Below are 20,489 nucleotides of genomic sequence, written 5' to 3' on the forward strand. Positions count from 1 at the left end.
GCCGCGCCTCCGGCGATGCGTAGCATGGAGGGCGGTTCCCCCTGGAGCATGTCGTGCGCGTGGAAACGGACGTCCCCGGATCGCCGGCCGAGCGGGCGTGCGTCGTTCCCGCGCGCCGGGCCGCTCCGGACTCGCCACGGACGCGTGCGACACGCTCTAATGTCGCGCGCATGCGCGGACTCCTCCTCCTGTTGCTGCTGACCACCGTGTCGCCCCTGCGGGCGGAGGCCCGCTATGCCATCGACCCGGTGCACACGCGCATCGCGGTGCTGGTCGGCCACTCCCACTTCTCCCGCGCCATCGGCACGCTGTCCGGCACCCAGGGCAGCATCCGCTACGACGCCCGGCACCCGGAGCGGGCGCAGGTCGACGCGCGGATCCCGCTCGCGCGGCTGGACTTCGGCGACGCGGACTGGAACGCCGCCGTGGCCGCGCGGGGCCTGCTGGACGTCGAGCGCGCGCCGGTCGCGCGCTTCGTCTCGACGGCCGTCGAGATCCTCGACGGGGAGCGGCTGCGCATCCACGGCGACCTCACCCTCGCCGGCACCACCCGGCCGACCGTGCTGGAGGCCCGGATCAATGCGCTGCGCCGGCACCCGATGCCGCCGTTCCGCCGCACCCTCGGCGTCTCCGCGCGCACGGTGCTGGACCGGCGGGACTTCGGCGTCGCCGGATTCCCGCGTACCGTTGGGCACGAGGTCGAGGTGCTCATCGAACTCGAGGCCGCGCGCACCGGCGACGACGGCGACGACATCCACGCAGAGGAGACGCAATGAGCCGCATCAACCGCGACCGCTGGGGCGGCGTCAGCCAGGCGCTGCACTGGCTGGTGGCCATCGGCATCCTGGGCATCGCCGCGCTCGGCCTGATCATGACCGACCTGCCGCGCAGTCCGCGCTGGTTCTGGGTCTACGACCTGCACAAGTCGCTCGGCCTCACCGTGCTGGCGCTGATGGTGGTGCGCCTGGCGTGGCGGCTGTACGCCGGCGCGCCGCCGGACGTGCCCATGCCGACCTGGCAGCACCGGCTGGCCTCGATCAGCCACTGGCTGCTGTACCTGTTCGCCTTCGCGATGCCGCTGTCCGGCTGGCTGTACGACTCCGCCAGCGGCCTGCGCCCGCTGCGCTGGTTCGGCCTGGCCGAGGTGCCCAAGCTGGTCGCGCCCGACCCCACGCTCAGGAGCATCGCGCTGGCCGTGCACGAATACGGGTTCTGGATCCTCGCCGGCCTCGTGCTGGTGCACGCCGGCGCTGCGCTCTGGCATCACTTCGTGCTGCGCGACGTCACCCTCGCCCGCATGCTCCCGCGCGCCCTCATCGATGCCCCGACACCCAAGGACCGCTCGCCATGACCCACCTGCCCCGCCTCCTCGCCGCCGCCCTCGCCGTGGTCGCCCTGCCCGCGTTGGCCGGCCGCTATGCGCCGGTGCCGGACGAATCCAGCCTGCGCTTCGCCTCCAGCTACGAGGGCGAGACCTTCGAGGGCCGCTTCGCGCGCTTCGACGCCAGCATCGTGTTCGACCCCGAGGATCTCGACACCGCCCGCTTCGACGTCAGCATTCCGCTGTCGGAGGCAGGCACCGGCAACACCGACCGCGACGAGACCCTGCACGGCCGCGACTTCTTCGACGTCGCGCGCTTCCCCATCGCCACCTTCGTGGCCGAGCGCTTCCGCCCGCTGGGCGGGGACCGCTACGCGGCCGACGGCATGCTGAGCCTGCGCGGCAGCGGCGCGCCCGTGACCCTGGAGTTCACCTGGAGCGGCGGCGACCGCCCGGTCCTGCGCGGTGAGGCGACGGTGAACCGTCTGGAGTTCGACGTCGGCGGCGGCGACTGGGGCGACACCGCGCTGATCCCCGACGCCGTGCGGGTCACCACCCACCTCATGCTTGAGCCACAGGGCTGAGGCGAGGCCGGACCCGCCCATGCGCCGCCCCTCGCAGCCGCTGCGCTGGCTGATCGCCGCGCTGATCGTGCTGATCGCGGCCGCCCTGGCCTACCTGCTGATCGGCGCGGCCGACGCCGCGCTCGGCCTGTGGGGACGGCTCGCGCCGCTGCCCGCATGGGTGCGCGGCGCGTTCCTTGTCGCCCTGGCCGCGCTCGGCGTCGGCGCGGGCTTCGCGGTGTGGCGCGTGCTGCGGCCCGGCCCGCCGCGTGCGGCGCGGGCGGAGCCCATCGTCCGCGAGCGCGTGGAGGCACGCATCGCGGCCCTGCCCGAGGACCATGCGGCCGCGCTCGCTGACGAGCTGGCCGAAAGCGACCGCAGGCAGGCGTCCGGCCAGCTGCACGTCGCGGTCTTCGGCGACATCAGCACCGGCAAGAGCGCCCTGATCGGCGCGCTGGCCCCGCAGGCCGCGCCCGCCGTGGACGTGATCGGCGGCACCACCCACGCGGTCGAACTGGTCCGCGCGACGCTGCCCGGCGGGCTCGAACTGGTGCTCGCCGACGTGCCCGGCAGCAACGAGGTCGCCGGCGAGACCTGGGCCGCCATGGCGCACGCCGAGGCGGCCCGTTCCCACGCCCTGGTCTACGTCGCCGACGGCGACCTCACCCGCAGCCAGGATGCCGACCTGCGGCGCATCGGCGCCTTCGGCAAGCCGCTGCTGCTCGCGCTGAACAAGTCCGACCGCTATTCGGACGCCGAACGCGCGACCCTGGTCCGCACGCTGGCGTCGCGCTACCGCGGGACGATCACCACGGTGGTCCCGGTGCAGGCCGGCGGCACCGAGCGGCTGGTGCGCGAATCCGACGGCGCCGCGATCGAGCGCCCGCGCCCGCCGCAGGTCGGCGACCTCCTCGCGACCCTCCGCGCGGTGGCCCGCAAGGGACCGGAGGCCTTCGAGGCGGCGCGCGGGCAGGCGGTGCTGGCCTCGGTGGACGAACGCCTCGGGACGCTGGAGGACAGCCTCCGCAGCGAACGCGCCGACCAGGTGGTGCGGACCTACACCCGGCGCGCCGTCGTCGGCGCGCTGGCCGCCATCGCGCCGGGCAGCGACCTCGTCATCCAGGGCGCACTGGCCACCGCCATGCTGCGTCGGCTGGCCGAGCTGTACGGCCTGCGCGTGCGCGACCTCGACCTCGACCGCCTCGTGGAGGAAGCCAGCGGCGTGGTGCGCACCAGCGCCTCGATCACCCTGGCCATCGTCGGCAACGGGCTCAAGGCCTTCCCCGGCCTCGGCACCCTGGGCGGCGGGCTGGTGCATGCGGTCGCCTACGGGCTGATCTTCGACAGTCTCGGGCGCGCGGTCGCGCGGACCCTGGCCGGCACCGCCGCACTCGACCGCGCCGCCACCCTGGAGGCTTTCGCCGAGGAACTGCGGCGCCCGAACCACGAACGCCTGAGCGCACTCGTGGCGATGGCGCGCGAGGCGCTGACCGAACGCGACGACGCGGGGCGGACACCATGAACTGGTGGCGCCGTCTGCGCGGTGGCGGCCCCCCGGGCCCGCGCGGCGCGACCGGCGGCGACGCGCATCTGGCGCGTGCGGCCGACAGCCTGCGCGCGCTGATCGACGATCCGGCCATCCCGCGCGCGGTGCGCGACGCCCTGGCCGAGGACTACGCCGAGATCCAGGCCCAGCTCGACAAGCTCGAACAGGCGCAACTGCACGTCGCGGTGTTCGGGCGCGTCTCGGTAGGCAAGTCGGCCCTGCTGAACGCGCTCGCCGGCCGCGACGCCTTCGGCACCGGCGTCCTGCACGGCACCACGGTCCGCCAGCAGCGCGTGAGCTGGGACAGCGCGGCCGCCGAGGCGCCGGGACTCGGCCCCCTGATCCTGATCGACACACCGGGCATCGACGAGCTCGACGGCGAGGCCCGCGACGCGCTCGCGCACGAGGTCGCCGAGCGCGCCGACCTCGTGCTGTTCGTGGTGGACGCGGACATGACCGCGGTCGAACACCGTGCGCTGCTGCGCATCGCCGTGCCCGGCCGACCGCTGCTGCTGGTCCTCAACAAGGCGGACCGCTACACCCCGCAGGAGCGCGACGCCCTGCTCCGGCGCCTGACCGAGCACGCCGAGGGCCGCCTGCGCCCCGCGCAGGTGGTGGCAGCGATGGCCGCACCGGCGCCGCAGCGGGTGCTGCGCGAGCTGCCCGGCGGCGGCGAGGAGATCGTCGAACGCCCGCGCGTGCCCGACGTGGCCGCCCTGCGCGCGGCCATCCTCGACCTGATGGCGCGCGAGGGACGCACCTTCTCCGCGCTCAACGCGGCCCTGGCGGCGAGCCGTCTCAGCGATGCCGTCGGCGAGCGCCTGACCGGGCTGCGCCGCGAGGCCGCCGACCGCATCGTGCACGCCTACTGCCTCGCCAAGGGCGCGACCGTCGCGCTCAACCCGATCCCGGTGGCCGACCTGTTCGCGGCCGCGGCCCTGGACGTGGCCCTCGTCGCCCACCTCGGGCGGGTCTACGGCATGACGCCCTCGCGCGCCGAGGCCGGCCGCCTGCTCGCGGTGATCCTCGGCCAGTTGGCGGCGCTGATGGGCGCGGTGTGGGGCGTGAACCTGGTCGCCTCGGCGCTCAAGCTGGGCACCGGCGGCCTGTCCACGATCGCGACGGGCGGTGCGCAGGGCGCCCTGGCCTGGTACGCGACCTACGTGGTCGGCCGGGTCGCCGAGCGCTGGTACGCGCAGGGCCGGAGCTGGGGCGAAGGCGGCCCGAAGCAGGTCGTGCGCGAGATCGTGGAGTCGCTCGACCGCGACTCCATCCTGCGCGAGGCGCGCGGCGAGATCCTCGCGCGCCTGCGCGGCGGGCGGGCCCGCTGACGCGGCCGTGGCCCGGGCGACGATGCGCCCGGGCCGCGGCACTCACTCCCAGCAGCGGTCGGTGCGCCCGGTGGGCGTGGCCTCGCGGGGGCAACGGCGGATGTCGATGCGCCCGTCCTCGTCCTCGCTGCGCACGCGGGCACCGCGCGGGCCCGAGAGCTCGAAGGCGTCGTACAGGCGCCCGGTGGCGGTGCGCGCCTCGTAGCGCAGGCGGCCGTCGGCGATGCGGATCACCTGGAACAGCTGGGTGTCCTCGGCGATCGGATGCATGGTGCCCTCGGCGAGGTCCGAGAGCCGGTACTGCTTGGCCCCCGCGACCGACACCACGTACACCGGCGTGGCCGCGGCGGCGTCCTCGCCGGGACGACGGGCGTAGACGTGGTCGTGCCCCTGCAGCACCAGGTCCACGCGGTGGCGCTCGATCACCGGCGCCACGTGCTCGCGCAGGGCGACGTTGTTGCGGCCGGCACGCGGCGCGTAGATCGGCTGGTGCATCAGCACGATGCTCCACGGCTGCGGATTGTCGGCGAGCACGCCGTCCAGCCACGCGGCCTGTGCCTCCGCCGTGCCGAGGTCGAGCGCGGAGGTGCCGTCGATCACCGCCACGCGCACGCCCTGGTAGTCGAACCAGTACGTCGTCTCCTCCGCGCCCGGCGCGCCGTTGCGCGGCAGGGCGAAGGTCGCCGGCCAGTGGCGGCCGAGCACGCGGCGCTCCTGCGGCGTGTCCTCGAACTCCTCGAAGTACTCGTGGTTGCCGGGCGCGGGGGCGTTGGCGAGCATCGGCGCGAGCGGGCCGAGGGCGTCGAACCACTCGCCCCACTCGGTGTCGTCCTGGCCGTCGCCGCCGGAGACGAGGTCGCCGGCATGCAGCACCAGCCGCGCGTCCGGCGCATGCCGCTGCGCCTCGCGCATCACCCGCGTGGTCAGCGAGAGGTTCTTGTTCTGGCTGTCGCCGAAGTACAGCAGGGTCAGCGGCGCCTCGCCGCCGCCGGCGGTGCGATAGTGCGACCAGGCGCTCCAGGTGCCATCGCCCTGGACGCGGTAGGCGTACAGGGTGTCGGGCTCGAGCCCGTCGATCCGCGCCAGGTGGTGGTGAGCCGCGCCGCTCTCGCTGTCCACCGCGACCGTACGTGCGGACACGCTGCGGCGGTCGCCCATGTCGGGCGAGTCGCCGGCGACGGCGATCTCCACGACCGGGGCGGACACGGTCGTGCCCGTGCGCCAGGCGATGCCCAACTCGCGTGCGGCGTCCTCGCCGGGCGAGGCCACCACGCGTTCCGGGAAGGCGCTGGGGGCGTAGCGGATCACCCCCAGCGGCACGAGCGTGTTCGGCTCCGCCTGGCCGCGGGCGTCGGCCGCCACCCCGGCGGTGCCGGCGACGGCCAGCAGGGCGAGGACGAGGACCCGCTGCGCGGGCCCGACGTGGAAACGGAACATGGGAATCTCCTTCAGGCTGCCGGGCAGGCGGGAAGATCGAGCGCGGCGGCGATGTCGCGCCAGTCGAAGGCCACCAGGCCCTGGTCGTCGTGCACGGCGTAGAGGACGCCGTCCGGGAAGGCGCGGGAGGGGCCGCCGAGCCAGATGCCGTCGGTATTGGCGACCTTGGCGCCGGTGACCGCGCCGACGTGGGCCAGGCTGGCGCGGTCGAACAGGTGGAACACGGTGCTCTCCTTGCCCTGCTCCGTGGTCAGCCACCAGCCGCCGTCGCCGCACTCGCGCAGGGCGATGCCCTCGGCCTGGGCCTGGAAGACGTCGCCGCCGACGGTGACCCCGGCGAAGCGGCCGTCGAGGGTGTAGACCTTCAGTTCGTTGGCGTAGCTCTCGTCCTCCTCGGCGATCAGCAGGCGATCGTGGGCGGGGTCGCCCCAGATCGACTCGACCACGCGCAGCGCGCCGGCCTCGCCGGTGTCGCCGAAGTGCCCGCGGTGCTCGGCGCGCAGCGCATCGCCGTCCGCCAGCAGGGCATAGCGGTGCACGCGGCGGTCGAGCTCGGCCAGCGGCGGCACCTCGCCGGCGTCGGTCTCGTAGGAGTCGGTCACGTAGAGTTCGTGGCCCTCGTCGGTGCGCTGCACCCAGAGGCCGTAGGGCTTGACCAGTTCGTCGGCGCCGAAGGTCGCGCGGTGTTCGAGCCCGGGCAGCGCGAACACCTGAACGCGGCGGTTGTCGCGCTCCACGACGAACAGCAGGTCGTCCGCGACCGCGATGCCGTTGGGCCGCACGAACTCGCCATCGCCCGTGCCGCGGGCGCCGACGTGGCGCAGGGTCTCGCCGGTGTCGCCGTCGTAGACGACCAGGCGGTCGGTGCTCTTCGCGGTGGCGAACACCCAGACCGCGCCGTCGGGCGTCGTCCAGCTCGCCGGCGAGTCGATGTTGTCCTCCGGGGTCATCGCCGAGACGAAGCGCTCCTCCACCACCTGCAGCGCGCGCGTCTCCTGCGGCGTGTCCCCTGCCGCCGCGTCCGGGGCGGGAACGACGGGCGGACGGTCGCGCTCACAGCAGCCGGCGAGGACGAGACTGGCCGCGAGGGCGAGCGGGGCGAACGGGAAACCTCGATGCATCGGCGATCCTGTGCGTCGGCGCGCGGGCTCTGCGCATTGGGGCCGGCACTCTAGGTCGAACGCGTGACGCGGCCATGACAGAACTGTCACGTACCTGACTGCCGGGTCACCGCGCGGCGCAGGGTCGCGCGGGTTTCAGGAGCCGTCGCATGACGGCTGTGTGTCAGGCGCCGCCGAGGTAGTCGCGCACGCCGGCCGCGTCGAAGGGCCAGCCGAGGTCGTCGTCGCGACCGGCCACGTGCAGCACCGGCACCCGTGTGCCGTAGCGCGCCTCGAGGGCGGGGTCGCCGTCGATCCACACGGTCTCGAAGTCGGGGATGCGGGCGGTGGCCAGGACGTCCAGGGCCTGGTCGCAGAGCGGACAGTCGTCGCGCTGGTAGAGGACGATCGGCATGCGGCGGCGCAGCGTGTGCAGGATGCGGAAGCCATAGAATAGGCGGCTTCCCCGCGCCCCGGCGCGGGCGCTCCGCGAACGCTCCAGGACGTCCATGGCTGTCAGTGTCTTCGACCTCTTCAAGATCGGCATCGGGCCGTCCTCCTCGCATACGGTCGGCCCGATGCGCGCCGGCGCGCGCTTCGTCGAGCGCTGGCTCGCCGAGGCGGGGCAGCTCGAACGCTGCGTGCGCGTGCGGGTGGAGCTGTTCGGCTCGCTGGCGCTGACCGGCCGCGGCCACGGCACCGACAAGGCGGTGCTGCTCGGACTGGAGGGGCACTGGCCGGATCGCGTCGACCCCGACGAGATCGGCCCGATCCTGGAGCGCATCCGCGGCGAGAAGCGGCTGCGCCTGGGCGGCCGCCATGCCATCGCCTTCGACGAGAAGCGCGACCTGGTGTTCAACAAGCGCCAGAAGCTGCCCTTCCACACCAACGGCATGCGCTTCACCGCCTACGCCGCGGACGACGTGCAGCTCGCCACGCGCGACTACTACTCGGTGGGCGGCGGCTTCGTGGTGAACCAGGACGAGGCGGCGGAGGACCGCATCGTCGCCGACACCACCGCGGTGCCCTACCCCTTCTCCAGCGGCGACGAGCTGATCGGCCGCGCCAACGAGACCGGCATCGGCATCGCCGAGATCATGCTGGCGAACGAGCGCTGCTGGCGCAGCGAGGACGAGATCCGCGACGGCCTGCGCACGCTCTGGCAGGCGATGCAGGACTGCGTGGCGCGCGGGCTGCGGCAGGCCGGCACCCTTCCGGGCGGGCTGCAGGTCAGCCGGCGCGCGCCGCTGCTCTACCGCGAACTGTCCGCGCGGCCCGAGGCGGCCATGCGCGATCCGCTGACCGTGCTCGACTGGGTCAACCTCTACGCGCTGGCGGTCAACGAAGAGAACGCGGCCGGCGGGCGCGTGGTGACCGCGCCGACCAATGGCGCGGCCGGCATCATCCCGGCGGTCCTGCACTACTACGACCGCTTCTGCCCCAGGTCCGACGAGAAGGGCGTCATGGACTTCCTGCTGACCGCCGGGGCCATCGGCATCCTCTACAAGGAGAACGCCTCCATCTCCGGCGCCGAGGTCGGCTGCCAGGGCGAGGTCGGCGTTGCCTGCTCGATGGCCGCCGCGGGGCTCACCGCCGCCCTCGGCGGGACCCCGGGACAGATCGAGAACGCCGCCGAGATCGGCATGGAGCACAACCTCGGCCTCACCTGCGATCCCATCGGCGGGCTGGTGCAGATCCCTTGCATCGAGCGCAACGCCATGGGCGCGGTCAAGGCGATCAACGCCTCGCGCATGGCCCTGCGCGGCGACGGCAAGCACAAGGTGTCCCTCGACAAGGTCATCAAGACCATGCGCGACACCGGCCGCGACATGCAGGACAAGTACAAGGAGACCAGCCGCGGCGGCCTCGCGGTGAACGTCATCGAGTGCTGACGCCGGCGCGATTGCGCACTCCGTCACATCTTCCGCGATCCGCGCCCGACCGATGACCTCCGGGCCACGGCCGCCCCTGCGCGGTCAGTTATCGTTGTGAAGGAAGTGTGCGGCCACAGGGGGTTGCGCCGATTCCGCCAGGACGCAAAGGCAGGCATGCAATGCTGGGGGTGGTGTTCACCGAGTTCCTCGATTTCGTCGCAGCCGGCCACGGCGAGGAAGCGCTCGAACGCGTCATCGAGGAAGCGGCACTGGACCACGGCGGCGCCTACACCGCCATCGGCCTCTACGACGCCGACGAACTGCGTCGCCTGGCGGCCGCCCTCGCCGCCTGCACCGGCCGGGAGGCCGACGCGCTCCTGCTCGAATTCGGAACCCGGCTCGGCGCGGCGCTGATCGAGCGCTATCCGCAGGTCTTCGCCGGGCACGCGGACCTGTTCGACCTGCTCTGCGGCCTCGGCGGGCACATCCGCGACGTGCTGCACATGCTCGACCCGCAGGCGGACGCGCCGGTCTTCCGCGGCGAGGTGGTCTCGCCCGCCCGCATGCGCCTGGACTACCGCTCGTCCGCGCCGCTGCCGCCGCTGGCGCAGGGCCTGGTGCTGGCCGCGGCCGCGCACTACGGCACGCCCGTCTCCATCGTCGCCGGCCCGGCGCCCGACGCGCGCGCGGACGTCGTGCGCTTCGACATCCGCAGGCGATGACGACCTCCGCGACGGACACCGCCGACACGCGACGCGCGCTCGAACGCGCGCAGCGGCGCGCCGGCCGCGAACGCCGGGCGCGCGAGGCCGCCGAGGCGCTGTTCGAGTCCCGCGTCCGGGAACTCTGCGCGCTCAACCGGCGGCTGGCGGAGCTGACCGCCCGCCTGGAGGAGCGCGTGGCGGAACGCACCCGCGAATCCGCCGTCGAGCGCGAACGCGCGCTCGCCCTCGCCGAGCACGATCCGCTCACCGGGCTCGCCAACCGGGCCCGCTACCTGCGGGTGCTGGGCGACGCGGTGCGCGCGGCGCGCGACGAGGGCCGCCGCGCGGTCCTGATGCTGGTCGACGTGGACGCCTTCCGCGAGGTCAACGACACCTTCGGCCACGAGGCTGGCGACGCCTTCCTGCGCCTCTTCGCCGACCGGCTGGTGGCGGCCGCCGGCGAGGACGGCTTCGTCGCCCGCCTCGGCGGCGACGAGTTCGCGGTCCTGTATCCCGAACGGGCCGACCCCGCGGCGGCATCGGCCGCCGCGCTGCACGCCGAGATCTGCCAGCCGCTGGCGCACAACGGCATCGTGCTGGAGGTCTCCTGCTCGGCCGGCGTCGCCTGCCTGACCGCGGACACCGACGACACCGCGACCCTGCAGCGCGACGCCGACATCGCACTGCGCGCCGCCAAGGCCGCCGGCCGCCGCCAGTGCGTCGCGATCGACGCCGCCATGCGCGAGGCCGTCGTGCTCCGCCAGCGCCTCGAAAGCGAACTGGCCGCCGCCATCGCCGAGGGGCAGATCCGGGCCTGGTTCCAGCCGATCGTCGACCTCGGCAGCCGCCGCTGCATCGGCGCCGAAGCGCTGGCCCGCTGGCACCACCCCGAGTTCGGCGTGCTCGAGCCGGCGGTGTTCATCCCGCTGATGGAGAAGCAGGGGCTCGCCGACGCCCTGTTCCGGGCCGTGCTGCGCGACGCCTGCGTGGCGCTGCGGCCGCTGGCCGCGCGCGGGGCCCTGCGGCACCTGTCGGTGAACGTCTCGCCCAGCCAGTTCCGTTTCGGCACGCTGGGCGCGGACGTTCTCGCCATCCTGGAGGAAACCGGTTTCCCGCCGCAGGTGCTGGTGCTCGAGATCACCGAGGCCGTGCTCCTGCTGGAGCTCTCGCACACCCGCGACACCCTGGTGCAGCTGTGCGCGCAAGGCGCGCGGGTGGCGCTGGACGATTTCGGTACTGGCTACTCCAACCTCGCCTACCTGCGCTCGCTGCCGGTGCACTGCGTGAAGCTCGACAAGTCGCTCACCGCCGGGGTGGAGGACGACCCCCGCGCGGGCAGGCTGATCCGCGCCTTCGTGCAGATGGCCGGGACCCTCGAACTGGAGCTGGTCGCCGAGGGCGTGGAGGCGGCGGCGCAGGCGGAATGGCTGGCCGCGGCCGGCTGCGTGCTCCAGCAGGGCTACCACTTCGAGCGGCCGCTGCCGGCGGAGCGCCTGGAGGCCGTCTTCGGCCGCGACGGAACCTGAGTCCGGGGCCACCGCGGCGCTATACTGCGCCGCACAACGGACGCCCGGCGTCCCCGGAGTCAACGTGTCCGCAGTCCCCCAATCCGTCCCGTCCCGCGATGCGCGCCTGACCGAGTTCGCGCTGGCGGTGGGCGGGTTCGGCATCGGCACCGGCGAGTTCGCGATCATGGGCCTGCTGCCCCAGGTGGCGGCCGAGCTGGGCGTCAGCGAACCGGTCGCCGGCCACGCCATCAGCGCCTACGCGCTGGGCGTGGTGGTGGGGGCGCCGCTGCTGGCGGTGATCGCCGCGCGCCTGCCGCGCCGCGCCGTGCTGCTCGGCCTGATGCTGCTGTTCGCGCTGGGCAACGTGGCCAGCGCACTGGCGGCCGGCTACGGGCAGCTGCTGGCCTTCCGCTTCCTCGCCGGACTGCCGCACGGCGCCTTCTTCGGCGTCGCCTCCCTGGTGGTGGCGGGCATGGTGGACCCGGGCAAGCGTGCCCAGGCGGTCGGACGGGTCATGCTCGGCCTGACCGTCGCCCTGCTGATCGGCACGCCGCTGGCGACCTGGTTCGGGCAGACCCTCAGCTGGCGCGCGGCCTTCGCCACCGTCGGCGGCATCGCCCTCGTCACCATGCTGCTGGTGCGGCTGTTCGTGCCGGCGACGCCCGGAGACCGCGACGCCAGCCCGCTGCGCGAGCTCGGCGCGCTGCGCCGTCCGCAGGTCTGGCTGACCCTGGCGACCGGCGCGATCGGCTTCGGCGGCATGTTCGCCGTGTTCAGCTACATCACGCCGACCCTGGTCGAGGTCTCGCAGGTGCCCGAGCGCTGGGTGCCGCTGGTGCTGGCGGTGTTCGGCGCAGGCGGCGTGGTCGGCAACACCCTGGGCGCCGCCCTCGCCGACCGCGCGCTCAAGCCCGCCATCGCCGGCCTGCTGGCCTGGAACATGTGCGTGCTGCTGGTCTTCGTCGCGGCCGCGCACAACCCGTGGACCGCAGCCCTGCTGGTGTTCCTCGTCGGCACCGGCGGCGGGCTGGTGCCGGCCCTGCAGGTGCGGCTGATGGACACCGCCGCCGACGCGCAGACCCTCGCCGCGGCGCTCAACCACGCCGCCTTCAACATGGCCAACGCCCTGGGTGCCTGGCTGGGCGGGCTCACCGTGCTCGCCGGCCACGGCTGGACCTCGACCGGCTGGGTCGGCGCCGCGCTGGCCTTCGCCGGCCTGCTGGTCTTCCTCGCCGCCGTCGCGCTGGAGCGCCGCCGGGTCCGCACCGACGCCTGCGCCGCGCTCGGCTGAGGCCGCGGCGCCGTATCATCGGCGGATGCCGAGACTGCTCCTCAACCTGCGCAACGTGCCCGACGACGAGGCCGACGAGGTGCGCGCGCTCATGCGCGACAACCGCATCGAGATCTACGAGACGCCGGCCAACCGCTGGGGCATCTCCGCGGCGGGCATCTGGGTGCGCGACGACGAGGACTGGCCGCGCGCCCGGCGCCTGATGGACGACTACCAGCTCGAACGCCGCACCCGCGTCCGCGAGGCGCTCGCCGAGGCCCGCCGCGACGGCAGCGCCGAGACCTTCTGGTCGCTGCTGCGCGCGCGTCCGCTGCAGGTGCTCGGCATCCTCGCGGCGGTCGTCTTCATCGCGGCGCTGAGCGCCCTGCCCTTCCTGCTGCTGCGCTAGGAGGCCGCTCCCACACCGCCGCCCGCGTGGGAGCGGCTTCAGCCGCGACCCGCCGGCAACGCGCCGCTGCGGTGGGGACGCTGACGAGCCCTGCGCGCCGACCTCCGGCATGATGCGGGCCACCGCCCCTCCGCGAGCCGCACCGGTGCACGAGATCGACAACCAGGTCCTGCAGGTGGTGGCCCTGCTCGCCGCCGGCGTGGTCGCGGTCACCCTCTTCCGCCGCCTCGGGCTCGGCTCGGTGCTGGGCTATCTGGCGGCGGGCGTGCTGGTCGGGCCGTCGGTGCTGGGGATCGTCACCGAACCCGCCGCCATCCTGCACGTGGCCGAACTGGGCGTGGTGCTGCTGCTGTTCGTGATCGGGCTGGAGATGGATCCCGACCGGCTGTGGGCGCTGCGCAGGCAGATCTTCGGGCTCGGCGTGGCCCAGGTCGGCATCTGCGGCGCGCTGCTGACGGGCGTGGGCCTGCTGCTGGGGCTGGCGCCGGCCGTGGCCTTCGTCGCGGCCATGGGCTTCGTGCTCTCCTCCACGGCGATCGTCGCCCAGATCATGGAGGAGCGCGGCCAGACCGGGCAGCCGCACGGGCAGCGGGTGATCTCGATCCTCCTGCTGGAGGATCTTGCGATCGTGCCGCTGCTGGCGGTGGTCGCCTTCCTCGGTCCCTACTCCGACGGCCACACCGGCTCGCGCTGGGCCGACGTGGGCATCGCCGTCGCGGTCCTGGCGGCCCTCCTCGTGGCCGGCCGCTGGCTGCTGAATCCGCTGTTCCGGGTCCTCGCCGGCGCCCGCGCGCGGGAGGTCATGACCGCCGCCGCCCTGCTGGTGGTGCTCGGCGCCGCCCTGCTGATGGAGCTGGGCGGGCTGTCGATGGCCCTGGGCGCCTTCGTCGCGGGCGTGCTGCTCTCCACCTCGGCGTTCCGCCACCAGCTCGAAACCGACATCGAGCCCTTCCGCGGGCTGCTGCTGGGGCTGTTCTTCCTCGGCGTCGGCATGGCCCTCGACATCTCGGTGTTCGCCGCGCACTGGGCCGCCATCCTCGGGATGGTCGCGGCCTACATGGCGGTGAAGGCGGCCGCGATCTACGCCATCGCCCGCCTCACCCGCCGCACGCACGCCGAAGGACTGTTCCGTGCCGCGCTCATGGCGCAGGGCGGCGAATTCGCCTTCGTGCTCTACACCGCGGCGCAGGGCGCGGGGGTGGTCGATGCGGAGACCGGCGCCCTGCTCACCGCCACGGTGATCCTCTCGATGGCGGCCACGCCGTTCATGGTGATGGCGCTGGGCCCGCTCCTGCGCCAGCGCGGCGGCCCCTCGATGGAGGGCATCGACGCCGCCCGCGAGCTCTCCGGCAACGTGCTCATGATCGGCTTCGGGCGCTTCGGCCAGGTGGCGAGCCAGCTCCTGCTCGCGCGCGGGCTGCGCATCGCCATCATCGACATCGACACCGACAGGATCCGCAACGCCGAGGAGTTCGGCTTCAAGGTCTACTTCGGCGACGGCCGCCGGCTGGACGTGCTGCGCACCTCGGGGGCGGAGACCGCCGACGTGATCTGCGTGTGCGTGGACGACCGCGAGAGCGCCGACCGCATCGTGGACGTGGCGAGGCACGCCTTCCCCAACACCCGCCTCATGGTGCGCGCCTTCGACCGCGAGCACGCGGTGAGGCTGATCGACGCGGGCGTGGACTACCAGATCCGCGAGACCTTCGAATCGGCCATGGCCTTCGGCCATTCCGCCCTGCTGATGCTGCAGGTGCCGCCGGCCGAGGCGCAGGACATCCTGGAGGACATCCGCCGGCGCGACCAGGAACGGCTGCAGCTCGAACTGATCGCAGGCGATGCCCGTGCCGGCATCCCGCTGATGATGGGCAACCTCGACCGCCCGCGCTCGCGGCCGGTGCCCTTCACCCGGCCGGATCGCGATCCGCTGCGCGGCGCCGACGAGCAGGCGGCGCCGGGAGACGCCGGGGCGCGCCCGCCGGAGGACGGGCGCTGACATGCCGCTGCTGGTCGTTCCCGCCGTCCTGCTCGGCCTGGTCCTGCTCTGGCTCGTCCTGCTGCCGCTCGGCCTGCTGCTGCGCTACCGCAGCGGCACCCGCCAGCGCGTGCTGCGCGCCTGGGAGGTGAAGCTCGCGCTGGCGACCCTGCTGTTCGCCACGGCCCTGGCGCTCGCGATGGCGCTGCTCATGCAGCTGTGGTGGTCGCACGTGTTCGCCGCCACCTGCGCGGGGCTCGCCGGCGGGCTGGCGCTGGCGATAGCGGGACTGCGCCTGACCCGCTTCGACCGCATCGACTACACGGTGCGCTATCGCCCGCACGCCGGCATCGCGCTGCTGCTCACGCTGCTGGTGGCAGCCCGCATCGCATGGGGCGCGTGGCGGCTCCAGGGCGGTGCGGCGCCGGACGACGGCGACGGCGCGCTCGCGCTGCTGACGGCGGCACCGACCGCGCTGCTCGCCGGCCTCCTCCTCGGCTACCACCTGGGCTACCAGTGGGGCCTGCTGCGACGGCTGCCGCGACGGCTCGAACGCCTCTGAGCGCCCGCCCGCGCGGGTTCACGCGGCGCTGTCCGGGCCGCACCACAATCCGCCGACGATCCAGGAGACGAACCATGCGCTGGAAGGGCCGCACCACGAGCAGCAACGTCCGCGACAACCGCGGCCGCGGCGGCACCGGCCTGCGGGTCGGCGGCGGGCTGGGCGTCGGCGGCATCGTGATCGTGCTGGCGCTGGCCCTGCTCACCGGCAACGACCCGCTGCAGATGCTGTCGATGCTCGCCGGCGACGGTGCGGCACCGACGTCGGCACCGCGCCCTGCCGACGGCAGTCCCGACCGCGACCTCGAGTTCGTGGGCGTGGTGCTCGGCGACACGGAGCAGGTCTGGGGCGAGCTGTTCCAGCAGCAGGGCGCCCGCTACCAGGAGCCGCAGCTCGAGCTCTACACCGCGTCGGTGCGTTCGGCCTGCGGCAGCGCCACGGCCGCGGTCGGACCGTTCTACTGCCCGGCCGACCACACCGTGTACCTGGACACCAGCTTCTTCGACGACATGCGCCGCCAGCTCGGCGGCGGCGGCGACTTCGCCGAGGCCTACGTGATCGCGCACGAGGTCGCCCACCACGTGCAGACCCTGACCGGCACCACCGCACGGGTCGATGCGGCGCGCCGTGCAGGCCAACGCGTCGAGGGCGCCGACGGGCTGCTGGTCAGGCAGGAACTGCAGGCCGACTGCTACGCCGGCGTGTGGGCGCATCACGCGGAGGCGCGCAACCGGTGGATGGACCCGGGCGACATCGAGCGCGCGCTGGCCACCGCCTCGGCCATCGGCGACGACCGCCTGCAGCGCCGCTCCACCGGCACCGTGAACCCCGACAGCTTCGGGCACGGCACGTCGGAGCAGCGGGTGCGCTGGTTCCGCACCGGCTTCGACACCGGCGACCCGGCGCGCTGCGACACCTTCGCGGCGCGCGCGCTCTAGCGCAGCCGGCCTTCCTGGTAGTCCAGGATGGCCTGCCGGATCTCCTCGGCGCTGTTCATCACGAAGGGGCCGTGCGCGACGATGGGCTCGCCGAACGGCACCGCATGCCCGAACAGCACGCAGGACTGCGCGGCGGCGACCAGCTCGACCGCATCGGCGTCGGCCGCCAGCTGCACGAGGTGCCCGGCCGTCGCCGCCGTGCCCGCGACCGCCACCTCGCCCTGCACCACGTACAGGAACACCTGGCGGTCGCGCGCGGCGGGCAGCACGATGCGGCCACCCTCGCGCAGCGACACCGTCGCCATGGTCATGTCCACCAGCGGGCGCACCGGCCCGGTGACGTCGTGCAGCGTGCCGGCGACGAGCCGGATGCAGACGCGGCCGTCGTCGGCGTCGATGGCGGGGATGTCCTCCCGCTGCAGTCCGACGTAGCGCGGCTCGGTCATCTTCAGCCGTGCCGGCAGGTTGACCCACAGCTGCAGGATCTCCAGCGGGCCGCCGCTGCGCTTGAACGCCTCCGGCGACAGCTCGGCGTGCACCAGTCCGCGCCCGGCAGTCATCCACTGCACGCCGCCGGCGTCGATGACGCTCTCGTGGCCGCCGGTGTCCGAATGCGCCAGCGAGCCCGAAAGGATGAAGGTCACCGTCTCGAAGCCACGGTGCGGATGCGGACCGAACGGCAGCCCGCGGTTGCCGGGCGGATACACCTGCGGCCCGTGGTGGTTGAGGAAGAGGAAGGGATCGAGATGCGGAAGCCGCGGCCCCGGCAGCGGCCGGCGGGTGCGGAGATCGGCGATGTCGTCGCGCAGCGCGGGGTGCAGCGCCTCGACGGAACGGAAAGCCATTGCGGGTCACGGTGGGGCGAGGGAGACCCATGATCGCCGCACGGGCGCCCGAACCCAACCCGCGCGGCCTGGAACGGTGTGGACGACGCGGCGCGATCCGCGCGATGCGCCGCCGGGCCGTGGCCGCGCCGATGCGCACACAGGGGTCTTCACCTCGGCGTGGGAACCGAAGCACGCGGCAAGGGCGTCACCCCCGTGTCGCGGACGCATGCGAGAATCGGCGGATGCTCAAGGTCCTGCTTCCCGCGCTCGTCGCGCTCTCGCTCGCCATCCTCGTCGCCGCCTGCACCGGCCCGCGCCGGGTCGCCGCCGACGCCGACGCCGACGCGCCGCTGCGCATCGCCACCTACAACGTCTCGCTCAACGACGACAGCGCCGGCGGCCTGATCCGCCGGCTGGAGGCCGGCGACGACGGCGCGCGCAAGGTCGCCGCGGTGATCCAGCGCGTGCGCCCGGCCATCGTGCTGCTCAACGAGTTCGACCACGACGCGGACGGCCGTGCGGCCGACCTGTTCCAGCGCGACTACCTCGCAGTCGGCCAGCACGGCGAGCGCGCGATCCACTATCCCTACCGCTACTTCGCCGAGGTCAACACCGGCGTGCCCAGCGGCATGGATCTCGACGGGGACGGACGCATCGACGGCCCGGGCGACGCCTGGGGCTTCGGCCGCCACCCTGGCCAGTACGGCATGCTGGTGCTGTCGATGCACCCGATCGACACCGCCGCGGTCCGGAGCTTCCGCACCCTGCTCTGGCGCGACATGCCGGGCGCGCTGGCGCCGGTCGATCCGGCCACCGGCGCGCCCTGGTATCCCGAGCAGGTCTGGAACCGCCTGCGCCTGTCCTCCAAGTCGCACTGGGACGTTCCGGTGGACACGCCGCAGGGCCGCGTGCACGTGCTCGCGGCGCACCCGACGCCGCCGGTCTTCGACGGTCCCGAGGACCGCAACGGCGCGCGCAACCACGACGAGATCCGACTCTGGGCCGACTACATCTCCGCCGGTACCGACGGCTGGATGGTGGACGACGCCGGCGTGCGCGGCGGGCTCGCTGCCGATGCGCGCTTCGTGATCCTCGGCGACTACAACGCCGATCCCGTCGACGGCGACAGCCGCGACGCCGCGATCCACCAGTTGCTGACGCATCCGCGCGTGCTGGACCATCCCGCGCCGCGCAGCGAGGGCGCGGTGGCGGCGGCCGCACGCGACGGCGGCGCCAACCTGCAGCACCGCGGCGACCCCGCCCACGACACCGGCAACTTCGGTCCCCGCACCGGCAACCTGCGCATCGACTACGTGCTGCCCTCCGTCGGCTTCCGCGTCGTCGACAGCGGCGTGTTCTGGCCCCTGCCCGAGGCTCCCGAGCACGCCTGGACGCTGGCGAGCGACCACCACCTGGTGTGGCTCGACCTCGTCGAGGAGTGACCCCGGGAGGAGCAAATGAAAGGGATGGAGGTCGCGGATCCGGCGCCACCTCGTTTCCCACTCCTCCTCCCTCACTCCTGCTTCAGGCCCCCTGCCCCCAGTTCATCTCCAGGCCGCCGTCGATGACGAAGTTCTGCCCGGTGATGTAGTCCGCATCGTCGGAGACGAGGTAGACCGCCAGCCGCGCGACCTCCTCGGGACGGCCCGGGCGCTTCCACGGGATGTTCGGCAGTTCCTTCTCGCGCGTCTCGGGATCGTCCAGGCGCTCCTGCGTCATCGGCGTGGCGATGAGGCCCGGCGCGATGGCGTTGACGTTGATCCGGTACGACGCCGCCTCCAGCGACAGGCTGCGGGTGAAGGTCAGCAGGCCTCCTTTCGCGGCGCCGTAGGCGGCCGAGCCGGGGCTCGGGATGGAGTCGTGCACCGAGGTGATGTTGAGCAGCCGCCCGCGTCCGCCCGCGGCGATCCGGCGGCGCATGAAGGCGCGGCTGCAGAAGAACGGGCCGTAGAGGTCGGTGCGCACGACGCGGTCGAAGTCCTCGGTCGAGAGTTCGGCCACCGGGATGCCGCCGGCGCCGATGCCGGCGTTGTTGACCAGGATGTCCGGCGTGCCCAGCTCGGCGTCCACCGCCTCGAAGAAGGCATCGACCTCGTGTTCGTCGCAGACGTCGACCTGGCGCATCAGTGCGCGGCGTCCGGCGGCCTCGATGCGCTCGCGCGTGTGCTCGCCGCCCTCGCGGTCGCTGTGGAAGGTGAAGGCGACATCGGCGCCGGCCTCGGCGAAGGCGATGGCCATGGCCTGGCCCATTCCCGAGTCGCCGCCGGTGACGATGGCGATCCTGCCCGAGAGCGTCATGGGGTCCTCCTGATCGTGGTGGAAGACGCCCATGCTCCGCCGCCGGCGGTCTCTGCGAGGTGAGCCGCGCGCTATCGCCGGATGAAGCCGAAGCCGTCCAGCAGCGCCGAGACCCGCACCAGGGCCTCCTCGCGACTGAAGGGCGGCTCCTGCGGCAGGGTGGCCGGGTCCGCGTCGGTCCCGGTCACGATCAGGTCGATGGCGTAGCACTGGCGGTTGCGGACCGCGCGGAAGCCGCGCACGAACATGCGGCTGTTGCGCGCCGTGCCGTGGGCATCGAAGCGCACGAAGGGCACGCCGTCGATCTCCTCCTCGCCACGGGTGCCCGGCACGGCGCTCGGCGGCAGTTCCAGGCAGGCCGCCACGTCCGCCGCCTGGGTGCTCACGCCGACGCGCAGCTCACCGGCCGCGAGTGCGTTGGACCCGGGCAGCACCAGGGCCGCGACCGGTTCGCCGCGGCTGTTGGTCGGCGCGAACGCCTTCCACCCGCCCGCGCCGAGGTGGCTGCGCTGGAAGCTGCGGGTGAAGGTCACCTCGGGCGGATAGGCCAGCTCGAAGCCGAACTCGATCGCGCGGAACCGGCGCACGCCGGGATCGGCCTCCACCGCGACGCGGCCCTGCGGCGGCGGAACGAGATGGCCCGCGGGCTGCCTGCCCTCGTCGCCGCATCCCGCCAGTCCCAGCACCAGCACGGCCAGCGCCACCCTCCTGCCTGTCATCCGCCTCCACTCCTGTCCCGGGTCCATCCGCATAGGGTGCCCTGCCACGCGCCCCGGGTCATGTTCCGCGCGACGGAGCCGAGGCGGGAGGCGGACCCGCGCCCAAC

General features: G+C 73.7%; 20 protein-coding genes. 14 read left to right on the plus strand and 6 right to left on the minus strand.

The genetic code is table 11. The annotated features are described in order from the left end of the window. The first annotated feature begins 170 nt into the window (after positions 1-170). The 5 genes from ACFO3Q_RS07880 to ACFO3Q_RS07900 are packed head-to-tail and all read left to right on the plus strand — an operon-like array spanning position 171 to position 4,761. The gene (locus ACFO3Q_RS07880) at positions 171-776 is read left to right on the plus strand and encodes a YceI family protein (RefSeq protein WP_377004105.1); all 606 of its coding nucleotides are present in this window, start codon (positions 171-173) and stop codon (positions 774-776) included. Continuing rightward, the gene (locus ACFO3Q_RS07885) at positions 773-1,351 is read left to right on the plus strand and encodes a cytochrome b (RefSeq protein WP_377004106.1); all 579 of its coding nucleotides are present in this window, start codon (positions 773-775) and stop codon (positions 1,349-1,351) included. The genes ACFO3Q_RS07880 and ACFO3Q_RS07885 overlap by 4 nt, the downstream gene beginning before the upstream one ends. Beyond that, positions 1,348-1,905 carry a YceI family protein gene (locus ACFO3Q_RS07890; RefSeq protein WP_377004107.1) on the plus strand — a complete coding sequence of 186 codons (558 nt, stop codon included), beginning with the start codon at positions 1,348-1,350 and terminating at the stop codon, positions 1,903-1,905. Before ACFO3Q_RS07885 ends, ACFO3Q_RS07890 begins: the two co-directional genes overlap by 4 nt. A 19-nt stretch (positions 1,906-1,924) precedes the next feature. Then, a complete protein-coding gene (locus ACFO3Q_RS07895; RefSeq protein WP_377004108.1) occupies positions 1,925-3,406 on the plus strand; it encodes a GTPase in 1,482 nt (493 codons plus the stop codon). Then, positions 3,403-4,761 (plus strand): DUF697 domain-containing protein, encoded by a 1,359-nt coding sequence (locus ACFO3Q_RS07900; RefSeq protein ID WP_377004109.1) that lies wholly within the window; start codon positions 3,403-3,405, stop codon positions 4,759-4,761. Before ACFO3Q_RS07895 ends, ACFO3Q_RS07900 begins: the two co-directional genes overlap by 4 nt. Positions 4,762-4,803: 42 nt before the next feature. Here ACFO3Q_RS07900 and ACFO3Q_RS07905 read toward each other — a convergent pair whose 3' ends face one another. The 3 genes from ACFO3Q_RS07905 to ACFO3Q_RS07915 form a co-directional block, all read right to left on the minus strand. After that, positions 4,804-6,198, minus strand: coding sequence for a purple acid phosphatase family protein (locus tag ACFO3Q_RS07905; protein WP_377004110.1), 1,395 nt, complete (start codon positions 6,196-6,198; stop codon positions 4,804-4,806). A gap of 11 nt (positions 6,199-6,209) precedes the next feature. After that, positions 6,210-7,319: a 6-bladed beta-propeller gene (locus tag ACFO3Q_RS07910; RefSeq protein ID WP_377004111.1), complete on the minus strand. Its 1,110-nt coding sequence runs from the start codon at positions 7,317-7,319 to the stop codon at positions 6,210-6,212. A gap of 163 nt (positions 7,320-7,482) precedes the next feature. Next, on the minus strand, positions 7,483-7,713 hold the full coding sequence (locus ACFO3Q_RS07915) for a glutaredoxin family protein (protein ID WP_377004112.1): 231 nt from the start codon (positions 7,711-7,713) through the stop codon (positions 7,483-7,485). A gap of 94 nt (positions 7,714-7,807) precedes the next feature. Between ACFO3Q_RS07915 and ACFO3Q_RS07920 the strand changes: the two genes are divergently transcribed. The 8 genes from ACFO3Q_RS07920 to ypfJ all read left to right on the plus strand — a co-directional run bounded on the left by ACFO3Q_RS07920 (position 7,808) and on the right by ypfJ (position 16,538). Beyond that, a complete protein-coding gene (locus tag ACFO3Q_RS07920) occupies positions 7,808-9,190 on the plus strand; it encodes an L-serine ammonia-lyase (RefSeq protein WP_377004113.1) in 1,383 nt (460 codons plus the stop codon). Between the two features lie 173 nt (positions 9,191-9,363). Continuing rightward, the gene (locus ACFO3Q_RS07925; RefSeq protein WP_377004114.1) at positions 9,364-9,894 is read left to right on the plus strand and encodes a heme NO-binding domain-containing protein; all 531 of its coding nucleotides are present in this window, start codon (positions 9,364-9,366) and stop codon (positions 9,892-9,894) included. Beyond that, entirely contained in the window at positions 9,891-11,402 is a 1,512-nt protein-coding gene (locus ACFO3Q_RS07930; protein ID WP_377004115.1) for a putative bifunctional diguanylate cyclase/phosphodiesterase, read from the plus strand. Before ACFO3Q_RS07925 ends, ACFO3Q_RS07930 begins: the two co-directional genes overlap by 4 nt. Positions 11,403-11,466: 64 nt before the next feature. Beyond that, a complete protein-coding gene (locus ACFO3Q_RS07935) occupies positions 11,467-12,675 on the plus strand; it encodes an MFS transporter (RefSeq protein ID WP_377004116.1) in 1,209 nt (402 codons plus the stop codon). 25 nt (positions 12,676-12,700) lie between these two features. Beyond that, positions 12,701-13,063 (plus strand): DUF6164 family protein, encoded by a 363-nt coding sequence (locus ACFO3Q_RS07940; RefSeq protein WP_377004117.1) that lies wholly within the window; start codon positions 12,701-12,703, stop codon positions 13,061-13,063. 145 nt (positions 13,064-13,208) lie between these two features. Next, the gene (locus ACFO3Q_RS07945; RefSeq protein ID WP_377004118.1) at positions 13,209-15,059 is read left to right on the plus strand and encodes a monovalent cation:proton antiporter-2 (CPA2) family protein; all 1,851 of its coding nucleotides are present in this window, start codon (positions 13,209-13,211) and stop codon (positions 15,057-15,059) included. Position 15,060: 1 nt separating this feature from the next. Continuing rightward, the gene (locus ACFO3Q_RS07950; protein ID WP_377004119.1) at positions 15,061-15,600 is read left to right on the plus strand and encodes a CcdC protein domain-containing protein; all 540 of its coding nucleotides are present in this window, start codon (positions 15,061-15,063) and stop codon (positions 15,598-15,600) included. A 74-nt stretch (positions 15,601-15,674) separates the two neighbouring features. Beyond that, entirely contained in the window at positions 15,675-16,538 is an 864-nt protein-coding gene (ypfJ, locus tag ACFO3Q_RS07955; RefSeq protein WP_377004120.1) for a KPN_02809 family neutral zinc metallopeptidase, read from the plus strand. Here the strand turns inward: ypfJ and ACFO3Q_RS07960 are convergent. Then, positions 16,535-17,383 (minus strand): pirin family protein, encoded by an 849-nt coding sequence (locus ACFO3Q_RS07960; RefSeq protein ID WP_377004121.1) that lies wholly within the window; start codon positions 17,381-17,383, stop codon positions 16,535-16,537. The genes ypfJ and ACFO3Q_RS07960 overlap by 4 nt on opposite strands. A gap of 224 nt (positions 17,384-17,607) precedes the next feature. On the opposite strand from ACFO3Q_RS07960, the gene ACFO3Q_RS07965 reads away from it, so the two are divergent. After that, positions 17,608-18,807 (plus strand): endonuclease/exonuclease/phosphatase family protein, encoded by a 1,200-nt coding sequence (locus ACFO3Q_RS07965; protein WP_377004122.1) that lies wholly within the window; start codon positions 17,608-17,610, stop codon positions 18,805-18,807. An 82-nt stretch (positions 18,808-18,889) separates the two neighbouring features. Here the strand turns inward: ACFO3Q_RS07965 and ACFO3Q_RS07970 are convergent, their stop codons facing one another. Continuing rightward, the gene (locus ACFO3Q_RS07970) at positions 18,890-19,696 is read right to left on the minus strand and encodes an SDR family NAD(P)-dependent oxidoreductase (RefSeq protein WP_377004123.1); all 807 of its coding nucleotides are present in this window, start codon (positions 19,694-19,696) and stop codon (positions 18,890-18,892) included. Positions 19,697-19,734: 38 nt separating this feature from the next. Beyond that, positions 19,735-20,382 (minus strand): hypothetical protein, encoded by a 648-nt coding sequence (locus tag ACFO3Q_RS07975; RefSeq protein ID WP_377004124.1) that lies wholly within the window; start codon positions 20,380-20,382, stop codon positions 19,735-19,737. Positions 20,383-20,489: the final 107 nt, after the last annotated feature.

The sequence above is a fragment of the Coralloluteibacterium thermophilum genome, assembly GCF_042654365.1.
Lineage (GTDB): Bacteria > Pseudomonadota > Gammaproteobacteria > Xanthomonadales > Xanthomonadaceae > Coralloluteibacterium > Coralloluteibacterium thermophilum.